Origin of the sequence: Moraxella sp. CTOTU49097 (assembly GCF_032064105.1) — a bacterium.
Classification (GTDB): Bacteria; Pseudomonadota; Gammaproteobacteria; order Pseudomonadales; family Moraxellaceae; genus Faucicola; species Faucicola osloensis_B.
In genome coordinates this window covers 9,898-20,780 of record NZ_DAMBOA010000026.1, presented here as the reverse complement: position 1 = coordinate 20,780, position 10,883 = coordinate 9,898, and the positions used below count along the sequence as shown (strand labels likewise).

Annotated in this window: 10 protein-coding genes; 4 read left to right on the top strand and 6 right to left on the bottom strand. The window is 46.4% G+C overall.

Annotated elements, in window-relative coordinates:
* The 4 genes from rsfS to RT064_RS10100 all read right to left on the bottom strand — a co-directional run.
* On the bottom strand, positions 1-386 hold a 386-nt coding region (gene rsfS / locus RT064_RS10115; RefSeq protein WP_313063176.1), incomplete at its 3' end, for a ribosome silencing factor.
* 144 nt (positions 387-530) lie between these two features.
* A complete protein-coding gene (gene nadD / locus RT064_RS10110) occupies positions 531-1,283 on the bottom strand; it encodes a nicotinate (nicotinamide) nucleotide adenylyltransferase (protein ID WP_313063175.1) in 753 nt (250 codons plus the stop codon).
* A gap of 324 nt (positions 1,284-1,607) precedes the next feature.
* Complete coding sequence (gene pta, locus RT064_RS10105) at positions 1,608-3,767, bottom strand: phosphate acetyltransferase (RefSeq protein WP_313063174.1); 2,160 nt, start codon at positions 3,765-3,767, stop codon at positions 1,608-1,610.
* A gap of 64 nt (positions 3,768-3,831) precedes the next feature.
* The gene (locus RT064_RS10100) at positions 3,832-5,007 is read right to left on the bottom strand and encodes an acetate/propionate family kinase (protein WP_313063173.1); all 1,176 of its coding nucleotides are present in this window, start codon (positions 5,005-5,007) and stop codon (positions 3,832-3,834) included.
* Positions 5,008-5,356: 349 nt separating this feature from the next.
* On the opposite strand from RT064_RS10100, the gene lptM reads away from it, so the two are divergent.
* From lptM to xerA, 4 genes are all read left to right on the top strand, one after another.
* On the top strand, positions 5,357-5,647 hold the full coding sequence (gene lptM / locus RT064_RS10095; protein ID WP_313063172.1) for an LPS translocon maturation chaperone LptM: 291 nt from the start codon (positions 5,357-5,359) through the stop codon (positions 5,645-5,647).
* Positions 5,637-6,944: a diaminopimelate decarboxylase gene (gene lysA, locus RT064_RS10090; protein ID WP_409519564.1), complete on the top strand. Its 1,308-nt coding sequence runs from the start codon at positions 5,637-5,639 to the stop codon at positions 6,942-6,944. The genes lptM and lysA overlap by 11 nt, the downstream gene beginning before the upstream one ends.
* 205 nt (positions 6,945-7,149) lie before the next feature.
* A complete protein-coding gene (dapF, locus tag RT064_RS10085; protein ID WP_227715580.1) occupies positions 7,150-8,082 on the top strand; it encodes a diaminopimelate epimerase in 933 nt (310 codons plus the stop codon).
* Positions 8,083-8,106: 24 nt separating this feature from the next.
* The gene (xerA, locus tag RT064_RS10080; RefSeq protein ID WP_313063171.1) at positions 8,107-9,144 is read left to right on the top strand and encodes a site-specific tyrosine recombinase/integron integrase; all 1,038 of its coding nucleotides are present in this window, start codon (positions 8,107-8,109) and stop codon (positions 9,142-9,144) included.
* A 79-nt stretch (positions 9,145-9,223) separates the two neighbouring features.
* Here the strand turns inward: xerA and RT064_RS10075 are convergent, their stop codons facing one another.
* A complete protein-coding gene (locus RT064_RS10075; protein WP_036594464.1) occupies positions 9,224-9,682 on the bottom strand; it encodes a cyclic nucleotide-binding domain-containing protein in 459 nt (152 codons plus the stop codon).
* A gap of 17 nt (positions 9,683-9,699) precedes the next feature.
* The gene (locus RT064_RS10070) at positions 9,700-10,737 is read right to left on the bottom strand and encodes a nitrilase-related carbon-nitrogen hydrolase (RefSeq protein WP_313063170.1); all 1,038 of its coding nucleotides are present in this window, start codon (positions 10,735-10,737) and stop codon (positions 9,700-9,702) included.
* Positions 10,738-10,883: the final 146 nt, after the last annotated feature.

Below are 10,883 nucleotides of genomic sequence, written 5' to 3'. Positions count from 1 at the left end.
ATACGCTCGCGCTGCGATTGACCTTGCCATAAGCCTTCTAGGTCATAAAACGTGCGGGCTTGTGGCATCATCACATGCACCACCACAGCGCCCAAATCAATCAAGGTCCAATCACTGGTGCCTTGACCTTCCACACCAATCGGATTAAATCCTGATTGCTTCGCTTTCATCGCGACATGGTCGGCAACCGCTTTAAGGTGGCGGGTAGATGTCCCTTCGGCAATCACGATACGCTCCATGACTTCAGTCATATCAGCAACATCGAGTACGGTAATGTTTTTGGCTTTTAGATCATCCAAGGCATCTTGAACGATGTCAAGGCAAGTGGTTAACTGTTGGTGGGCAGGGTGTTGATTGACTAAACTAGCAAATTGGGTATCGGTCATAAATGCGTGGGTTCCATGAATTGGGTCATAATGATTGGGTTATAAGGGTAGCTTAAAATAGGATCATGACAATCCTAAAAAAAGTGCGCTATTTTAACAAAAATCTAACGCACAGGTTATCAAAAAATGTAAATCAATATCAGGCTAAACGTCTGGGGCATATAACTGATGCTCAACAATATACCGATAAACTTGACTCGGTAGACTTAGCCGCGCTTGCTGCCGTTGCCGAGCTTCTGTGCTGTATATCCAAGCCCTGATATCACGACTGGCAATATCAGGCACGACAAACTTATCAATATAAATATGGTTAGTGGTTTGATTTATCAAGTCTTTTGGCGAATGAATGATAAAAGGCATTAACCGATTATCAATATTTATACTAGGGGTTTTATCTATAGTTGCTAAAGCATTTTGGTTTAAGTTTTGGTGTAAAGTGTGGCTTAAATTGCGGCTAAGACTGCCCAAGGCAGGACGGGGTAGCACCCATAGATTGGTCAGCGAAAGCAGCTCAAAGCCGCGATACCATTTATCAAGTTGTTCAACACTGTCTTGTCCGAGAACAAAAATCAGTAGGTCATTGGGATAACGCTGTTTAAACTCACTTAAGGTATGAAAGCTATACACAGGCGGCTGACACTGCAGCTCAGTCTCATCAATCGATAAAAAAGGCACATCGTCAATCGCAAGCCTAAGCATCTCAAGGCGCTGCTGGTTGGAAGTTGGTTGGGTTTTTAAGGGCGAACCCGCCGTGGGCAGTAATTTGGCGATGATATCAACATTGGGGAAAGCGCGCATGAGCTCATGGTACACATGCGTAATCATCTGTAAATGCGCCAAATGTATCGGATCAAATGAGCCACCCAACCAGACACGAATACAGCGAGGCATTGTCATAACCACAAGCCCAATACAAGTTTAGGGTAAAGAAAACTAAAATCCTTCATCATCACTGACACATCTTATGGCTGGTTCGGCGGTTCATCGGTTGGCACATTGCGCAAAAAAATCACTTCGTGCGACATTTTACCATAAAGCAATTTTTGGGCATAACAGATTGTGGCGCACTAACTTAGTGGTGGGAAAATAGCCTATTCAGCGAAAAATAGGCGAGTGTTGGAACAGTAGCCTTGCATTTAAGCTGATATCCTGTGTGACAGGCAATGGCGATAGACAACAAAAAGGTGAGTTTGACACTCACCTTTTTTTAAACATAAAAGCTTAAAACTCACTGCTAGCGGCTTGAACGGCTGTGACCGCAATGGTATAGACAATATCTTCAACCAAGGCGCCACGCGACAAGTCATTCACAGGCTTATTTAAGCCTTGCAGCATAGGACCGATGCTCACCACGTTAGCAGAGCGCTGCACCGCTTTATAGGTAGTATTGCCAGTGTTCAAATCTGGGAAGATAAATACATTGGCTTGACCTGCCACTGGAGAATTTGGCGCTTTGGATTTTGCCACGCTTGCGACACTGGCTGCGTCATATTGTAACGGACCGTCAATGAGTAAACCAGCCATGCCCATCTCAGGCGCTTTGGCTTTGGCGATTTCGGTGGCTTGACGCACTTTATCCACGTCCGCACCTTCACCTGATGTCCCTGTCGAGTAACTAATCATGGCAACTTTGGGTTCGATACCAAACGCTTTGGCAGATTGGGCGGATTGTAGGGCGATTTCAGCCAGCTGTTCTGCGGTAGGGTCTGGGTTGATGGCACAGTCCCCATACACCACCACTTGCTCAGGCAGGAGCATAAAGAAAATTGACGATACCAGCGAGTACTGCGGCGCTGTTTTAATTAACTGAAATGCCGGGCGCACAGTATTGGCGGTGGTATGTACGGCGCCAGATACCAGACCATCGACCTCACCCAAGTACAGCATCATGGTACCCAGCACGACGGTATCTTTGAGCTGTTCATGGGCTTGCAGTTCATCGAGTTTGCCTTTACGGCGCTCAACCATGGGTTTGACGTACTTGTCAATCAAGGTCTCTGGGTCAAGAATCTGCAGGCCTTCAGGTAGGGTGAGCCCCAAGTTCTTGGCAACCTCTTCGACTTCACTGCGTTTGGCAAGTAAGATACAATGGGCAATACCACGAGTTTGACAGATGACCGCTGCTTCAACGGTACGGGGCTCAGCGCCTTCAGGGAGTACGATGGTTTTTTTGGCAGCTTGGGCTTTTTTGACCAAGGTATGACGAAAAGCCGAAGGCGAGAGTTTGCGGTTGTTGTTGCCTTGACTAAAAGTGGTTTTGATCCAGTCCAAATCCAAATGCGCGGCGACAAAATCGGTGACTTCACTGGCGCGAGTGGTATCATCTGCGGGGATTTCATGGCTGATGTGGTTAAGTTTGGTGACAGTATCAAAGCTGTCAGTGTCAACCAGCATTACAGGAATCCCCGTTTTTAGCGCGGGGCGACACAGATTGATAATCTTTTGGTTCGGCACGATACCGCCTGTCAGAATAAGACCTGCTAGCGGTACACCATTCATGGTGCTAAGCGCAGTTGCCAAAATCAAATCGTCACGGTCGCCTGCCGTCACCAGTAAGTTGCCACGGGTGAAAGAATCTTCAATATTGGCAACAGTACGCGCAACTAGTAAAGTATTAAGCACACGGCGGTTTTTGGCGTCACCTTCATTGAGCCATTTGGCATCAAGCTCACGAGCCACGTCCCAGGTACGGGGGACACTTAAGGTGTTGCTAAAAGGTACCACGCCAATCAAGCGAAATTTATCGGAGTCAAAATAAGGCGAGTGGGATTTAATCGCCTGTAACTGCTCAGCTGCCAAATCAACTTTGGCTTTACCAGGCGCGACGGGTGCTTCATCATAATGGTTGTCCACGTTTTTGACGCGCATCAAAATCGTGCCTAACGTGCGCTCGCTTGCCATACCACCAAAATCACGGGCAAAAATATCTAACTTGTCTACCAAACTATCAGGGTTTGCAATATCGCCACTACTGACCAAGATAACTTTGGCATCTAGCGCGTTGACGATGGCTAAATTCACCAATTCTGCATAACTTGAATCATTGTCGGCAGCCAGACCTTCACAGACGATAACGTCATATTGGTCAGCCAATGCTTGGTGCTTGGCAACCACTTCTTCCATCAAGTCATCTAACTGACCATCCCCAATCACGCGCTCTAAGCGGCTACGGTCAATTGAGGATGGCGGGTTTAAGTTAAAGGCATGTTTTGCAAGCACGCTTGAGCTGTCATCAGTTTCATGATTGGCGGTGGTATTTTGGCTAAAGGGTTTTAAAAATCCTGCTTTTAGCCCGATATAATCGAGCGCACGGATAAAACCCAAACAAGCTGAGGTCAAGCCAATGCCACTACTGGTAGGCACAAATAAAATAGTTTGCATAATAGTTCCTATTTGTTATTTTATTCAAACTAAAAACCCTGATGGGTCATCAGGGTGAGAGGGTTTATAAACCTAAGACTTCTTTGGTTTCTTTGGCGATTTGGTATTCTTCATCGGTCGGAATCACCCACAATTGCAGTTGGCTGTCGGCTTGGTGGAAACTGCCTTCGGCACCCCGAGAGAGCTCGGCATTTTTGTCAAGGTTCGCTTTGATGCCAAAATGCGGCAAGTTTTGTAAGATTTTTTGACGAATTGAGGCGCTGTTTTCACCGATACCCCCGGTAAATACCAAGCCAGTGAAGGTCGGTAATGCACAGCTGAGAGAGGCGATATAGCGGGCTGCTTTATAACAGAAAATTTCGATGGCAAGTTTGGCATCTTCGTTGCCTTCATTGGCGGCTTGCTCCACCGTGCGCATGTCGCTTGAGATACCTGAAATGCCCAGCAACCCGCTTTGTTTATTTAAAATCGTATCAATTTGGTCAAGGCTATAGCCCAAAATACGGTGTAAGTGAATATGCAAACTTGGGTCAACATCACCACTGCGCGTACCCATGACCACACCTTCAAGCGGGGTCAGACCCATGCTAGTGTCCAAGCTTTTGCCATCATACACGGCGGTTAACGAGCAACCATTGCCCAAATGCACTGTAATCCAACCATTGGCTTGTTGATGAGGGGCTAGGCTGTCAGCGCGGTGGCTGACATAGGCGTGCGAACTACCATGAAAGCCATAGCGACGGATGTAATGCTCATTGTACAAATCTTTTGGAATGGCGTAGCGGTAGGCTTTGGCGGGCATGGTTTGGTGAAAGGCGGTATCAAACACGACCACTTGCGGCAAATCTGGGTAGATTTTTTCCACCGCTTCAATACCTAAGGCATGGGCAGGGTTGTGCAGTGGTGCCAATACTTTTAGCCGTTTGACTTCCGCCAAGACATGGTCATTGACTTTTTCGGCATGAGAAAACTCACGCCCGCCATGCACCACACGGTGACCCACGGCAACGGGTTTGTAAGCTGCTAATAAACCTAATATTTTTTGCAGCGCCCATTGATGATTGGCGCCTGCCAAAGAGATTTCGACTTTTTCCCCATTGAGGTCGGTGTGTTTGATACGTGCCGTATCTAAGCCCAAGTTTTCCGCAAGACCGGCAACGCGCTCGCTGCTGTCATTGCTTAATAACGCGTATTTGATTGATGAAGACCCACAATTAAGTACTAAGATCGGATTTTGCATGGCTGTTCCTTTAGACAAGATCTTGTGCATTCCTTGCAACAAGCCCCTTCCTAACTGGATTAAATTTTAAGCTATCCTTGTCTTAAGTAATTTATTGTAGATTAAAAAAATTGTATTGTGGTAATTTTTTGCCAAATTTTTGTTGTCATCACGATAGCAAAAAAGCATACCACAACAACAATAGTTTCAACAAAATGAAAATTTAACAGAAATCATGGATTTAACGCTCATCTTTAATAAGGTGAGAAATAAGGTGAGATAATTGCTTATAAAACGCAAAAACAGCTACAATAACCCCATCGCAGATTCTATTTTTACACTTATTTTATTCTTAAAATTAAGGGCATTCATGCAAATTTCAAAACTATCCCCAACAATCGCCGTGCTGACGGTGATGTTGGCAACCAATGTGCTGACAGGATGTGGGCAAAAAGGGGCATTGTACCTACCTACCAACAATAGCCAACAAGTAGTCGATGCGGCCGCCAAACCGACCAGCACCACTGCCAATGCTTCTGATACCAAAGTCGATATCAACACCCAAGATCCCAATGTCATGATTGATAATAATGCAACCCCAACGCCGCAATCAGCGACTACGCCATCGGTGCCATCGGTTGGAGGTAAAAATGATTACTAATGATGCAGCCGCAAGTTTAGCGATCAATCCGACCGAACACGTCAAATCAATCAACTGTCTGAATTATGATGGCAATTCCTTGATGATGGATGGCGTCAGTCTTGCGGATATCGCAAAGACCTTCGGCACACCGACCTATGTGTATAGTCAGCAGGCGATTTTGGCAGCTTATAAAGCTTATGATGATAGTTTTGCTGAAATTGAGCATCAGATTTGTTATGCGGTAAAAGCCAATAGTAACCTTGCGGTATTAAACGAACTTGCCAAAGCAGGGGCAGGGTTTGATATTGTCACAGGGGGCGAGCTTGCGCGGGTTTTGGCTGCGGGCGGTGACCCCAAAAAAATCGTATTTTCAGGACTTGGCAAAACCGCCGAAGATATCCGCACTGCCCTTGAAGTAGGGATTGCTTGCTTTAATGTCGAATCAGAAGCTGAGCTGTACCGCATCAATGCAGTGGCAGGCAAACTACAGCAGCAAGCGCCAATTTCGCTACGCGTCAATCCCAATGTCGACGCGCAAACCCATCCGTATATCTCCACAGGGCTCAAAGAAAATAAATTCGGCATCACCCATGAAGATGCGCCCCGTATCTACCAAATTGCCCATGACTTACCGCACCTAAAAGTCGTCGGTATTGATTGTCATATTGGCTCGCAGTTGACCCAAGTTCAGCCCTTTATGGATGCATTGGATAAAGTCATTGAGATGATTCACGCACTTGCCAAGCAAGGTATTGCGCTTGAGCATATTGATTTGGGCGGTGGCTTGGGTGTGCAGTATATTGACGAAGACGTTGCAAGTATTCAACAATTTGCGCAGTTACTGTTACCAAAACTGAAAACTTTAGGCTTAACACTTTATCTAGAGCCAGGTCGTAGTATCGTTGCCAATGCAGGCGTATTATTGACCCGCGTGGATATTTTAAAACCTACCGAACACAAAAATTTTGCCATTGTCGATGCCGCGATGAATGATTTGATTCGTCCGGCACTTTATCAGTCAGAGATGGCAGTCATTCCCACACAGTTGAACTCACCGGTTGAACCCAAAGTTTGGGATATGGTCGGGGCGATTTGTGAGACGGGCGACTTTTTGGCAAAAAACCGTGTGTTGGCATTGGCTGACAATGATATTCTAGCCATCACAGGCGCAGGGGCGTATGGGTTTGTAATGTCGAGCAATTACAATAGCCGCCCACGTGCTTGTGAAATTTTGGTCAAAGAGGGTCACGCCCATGTCATTCGTGAGCGTGAAACGGTTGAGAGCCTTTGGCAAAACGAAAAATTGGTAGATTAAATCTAAACTGTAACGTTTGCTGGCAACGCTAAGCCTTATTGATTCCTCTGAGCCCAAAACCTTAGCAACTGAAACCAAAACCTTAGCAACCGAGCCCAAATTTGCTTGACTTGCTAAGGTTTTTTTGTTCTCCAATTACCTTATAAAAAATCAGCTATCATGATAAGATAGCGTGCATAAATCAAAATAATTTTAAGGAATAACAATGTTAATTGAATTTACCAAAATGCATGGACTGGGAAATGACTTTATGGTCATTGACCTGGTCACACAGCGACTTCACTTGACCAAAGAGTTGGTAGCGTTATTAGGGGATAGACACTTAGGCATTGGCTTTGACCAGTTGCTGATTGTTGAGCCGCCAAGCCGCCCTGATGTCGATTTTCGCTATCGTATTTTTAACAAAGATGGCAGTGAAGTGCAGCAATGCGGCAATGGCGCTAGATGTTTTGCCCGCTTTGTGCAGGCGCGTAAATTGTCATTTAAACAGCGTATTCGGGTAGAAACCGCCAGCGGTATTATCACCCTTAGCACCGATGACTATGGCTGGGTAAAAGTGGATATGGGCAAACCAAAATTTGAGCCCGATGAGATTCCTTTTACCCCCAAAACCATTACTAAAGTTCAAAATTCATACCGGCTCAATGTGGATGGTACGCCTGTGACACTCTATGTGGCAAATATGGGCAATCCCCATGCCGTCATCAAAGTGGATGATGTATTGACCGCCGAGGTGGAAAAACTCGGTAAAGCGATTGAGAGTCACCCTGCATTTCCTGAGCGCGTCAATGTCGGGTTTATGCAGGTGATGAATAATCGCCATATCAGGCTACGCGTCTATGAGCGCGGCGTGGGCGAAACGCAAGCTTGTGGTACGGGCGCGTGTGCTGCCGTTGCCACAGGGGTGCGTGAAGGCTGGCTAGATGAAGGCGTGGATATTCGAGCGCAGTTGTATGGCGGCAGTTTGGTGATTCGTTGGCAAGAAGGTTATCCTGTGTATATGACGGGTCCTGCGACCTTTGTGTACGAAGGCGTCTTTAGTCCTGAGGGTTTGATGGCAGGTGCGGGGCTAAAATTTGCGCCGGCACAACCAAGTGAGGAACATCGTTCAGACGAGGGACATCCTTACCATGAATAGCACCCAACCTCGCTAATCGCCACTATGACAACTAGCCGTAGCCTAAGTCAAGGGAAAAATAGTCAAGGGAAAAATCAGCGCAACCGTGTAGGCAAATCAGCAAACGATGATTTGCCCACCCACTTAATGCCGCATGCGGCAGCGCCTATGTTCAATACCGCTGACCAAGCTTTGGTAGATCGCTGGCTTGCTGAGCTAAGCAGTAAGCGTTATAGCGCAGCGACCATCAAAAGTTACCGCCAAGCGCTACAGCCTTTTTTGGCGTATTGCTATGAGCAACATACCGAGCTTTGTCATATCACCCGTCAGCAGTTGTCAGACTTCCTAATTCAACGATTGGATGTCGATAAAATATCCAAATCCAGTAGTCAATATGAACTGACCGTGTTGCGTCAACTTTATAAATGGTTGATTGCTCAGCAGCTGATGACACTAAATCCTACCACAACCATACGTCTTAAACGCGCCCCGAGACCCTTGCCCACGTTACTTGATATCGATGTATTATCCCAGCTGTTAGACCAAGCTGCGCCAGAAGATAGCCATGAAGCGCGGTTATGGATTCGCGATAAAGCCATGCTAGAATTACTGTATGGCAGTGGTTTGCGGGTCGGCGAGCTAGTGGGACTCAATATGTCTGACATCGACAAATCACAGCGGCTGTTACGCGTACTGGGTAAAGGTGGAAAAACGCGCATCGTACCGATTGGCGAAAAAGCTTGGCAGGCACTCATCAACTATTTGCCGCATCGCTCGCTATGGGTGGAAGAGCAAGACCCTGCGGTATTCGTCAGTGAACGTTATGGGACGCGTATCTCAACGCGCACCGTGCAGCTGCGTATCAAGCTACAGGCCAAACGTGCCGGTATCGCGCAAGACTTATACCCGCATTTGCTGAGACACTGTTTTGCCTCACATATTTTAAGTGATAGTGGTGATTTGCGTGGTGTCCAAGAATTGCTAGGACACAGTGATATTAGTACCACACAGATTTATACCCATTTGGATTTTGGGCATTTATCGCAAGTGTATGACAAAGCGCATCCCCGCTCACGGCGATAGCTCACAATAGTAGGCAGGTTAAGCAGTAATATTAAACATGAAAAAAATATTAAGCCTAACCACATCAGCCTTAGCCATCTTACGCGTTTACCGCGCGAGTCAAATGCTCAGAAGTACGGCGAAGATTAAGGCTCAAGATAATCGCTAAGCCACGCAGCATCTCAACACCGATACGAGGATAATCTGATAACAGTCGCTCAAAGTCAGCGCGGGACAAGGTGACAAGTGCACACAGGCTGGCGGCTTTAATGGTGGCGGAGCGAGTTAGTAAATCTAACAGTGCCATTTCACCCGTACTTTCGCCCGCCCGAATTTCACCGACTTTAATTTCTGCCCCTGAAGGGCTGTATTTAATGACTGATAGCTCCCCAATCAGCAAAAACGCCATAAAATCGCCATGCTCGCCTTCCGTAAATAACACTTCTTGCGGACTCAACTGTTTAAAATGTAGTGAGTTTTCGACCACTTGAAACATATAAGGATCAAGACGGCTAAAAATTGGGCTATTCTTTAAATATTCAAAAAGTGGATTATCCATTTTTCGCTTAAGGGTCGTTAGGTGTTATTTGCTATGATAGACAATTTTTGACATTCGAGCAACGCAATATTCTGCCGAGTTATTTGCTGCGCATCCGCATCAAAGTCGGCAAAAATCACGCTCGGGGCCTGCTGTAATAGGGTTGTTTTACTAGTATTTTGGTCAGCATTTTTGTCAAGCTCTGGGCGACCATCTGACTTAGGCAGCCAGCTTGCTGCTTTGGCAGATAAAGGTAAATGAGCTAAATTGTTGGTGGTGTCAAAATCTCGGGTTACTGCATCGTTTGCTACGTCGTTTGCTGTATCGATTGTTTGGGTCAAAACGCGCTCGCCATCACTGGTGATAAACTCGCTATGCCCCCAAGTGCTGCGAACGTTGCTAGGCGCTGAGGGATTGACCACATGGTCACCCGTCTGACCTGCGCCAATAACCATGCACTGACTATCGAGCGCTCTTGCGGTGAGTAGCGCATGCCAATGTGCTTTCCCTGTTTGGTAGGTAAACGCCGAAGGCGCGGTGAGTATATCTGCGCCTAGTTCGCGTAGTTTGACCACAAGGGTGGGGAAACGAATATCAAAACATACCATCATGCCGATTTTGCCAAACTCGGTATCCGCCACAATAAGCTCCTTACCGGCTTCGAAGGTTCTACCTTCATCGTAGTTGCCTGTGCTATCATTGACGGTGGCTTTGAACAAATGAATTTTGTCATAGCGCGCTAAGCAGTCGCCTGCCGGGTCAAATAATAGTGAGCTTTGCCGAAGTTTGCCGTCAGCCACAGGCGTACCGTCAGGTCGATACGGGCAGGGCAAGGTTCCTGCCAGCAGATACACACCGTAGTGGCGGGCAGTCTGTGCCGACCAAGCTTTTAAGGCGTCAAAATATTGACTGGCAAAACCCTGTTTGCCAAAACAAAAAGCGTTTTCTGGCAAAATCACCATGCGGGTGCCGCGTTCACTGGCAATTTTAATACCTAATTCAATAGATTGAAGATTTGCTAAGATATCGGTCTGGCTATTGAGTTCAACAATCGCAAATTTTGTCAGTTTTGTCATGGTGTGATTTCGTAAGCAAAAAATTTAGGAAAATTTGTGGGTGCTGCAGCTAAGCACAGTGCAGATAATTAATATACGGCTGAATGTCAAAAAATACTAGCATATCTTGTTGAAACAATACTAAACTAGCAACCTAGCAGAGCATG

What these genes read in the sequence shown, in the direction of transcription:
- nadD (WP_313063175.1), bottom strand. Translation starts at nt 1,283, where the DNA reads ATGACAATGCCTCGCTGTATTCGTGTCTGGTTGGGTGGCTCATTTGAT.
- pta (WP_313063174.1), bottom strand. Translation starts at nt 3,767, where the DNA reads ATGCAAACTATTTTATTTGTGCCTACCAGTAGTGGCATTGGCTTGACC.
- RT064_RS10100 (WP_313063173.1), bottom strand. Translation starts at nt 5,007, where the DNA reads ATGCAAAATCCGATCTTAGTACTTAATTGTGGGTCTTCATCAATCAAA.
- lptM (WP_313063172.1), top strand. Translation starts at nt 5,357, where the DNA reads ATGCAAATTTCAAAACTATCCCCAACAATCGCCGTGCTGACGGTGATG.
- lysA (WP_409519564.1), top strand. Translation starts at nt 5,637, where the DNA reads ATGATTACTAATGATGCAGCCGCAAGTTTAGCGATCAATCCGACCGAA.
- dapF (WP_227715580.1), top strand. Translation starts at nt 7,150, where the DNA reads ATGTTAATTGAATTTACCAAAATGCATGGACTGGGAAATGACTTTATG.
- xerA (WP_313063171.1), top strand. Translation starts at nt 8,107, where the DNA reads ATGACAACTAGCCGTAGCCTAAGTCAAGGGAAAAATAGTCAAGGGAAA.
- RT064_RS10075 (WP_036594464.1), bottom strand. Translation starts at nt 9,682, where the DNA reads ATGGATAATCCACTTTTTGAATATTTAAAGAATAGCCCAATTTTTAGC.
- RT064_RS10070 (WP_313063170.1), bottom strand. Translation starts at nt 10,737, where the DNA reads ATGACAAAACTGACAAAATTTGCGATTGTTGAACTCAATAGCCAGACC.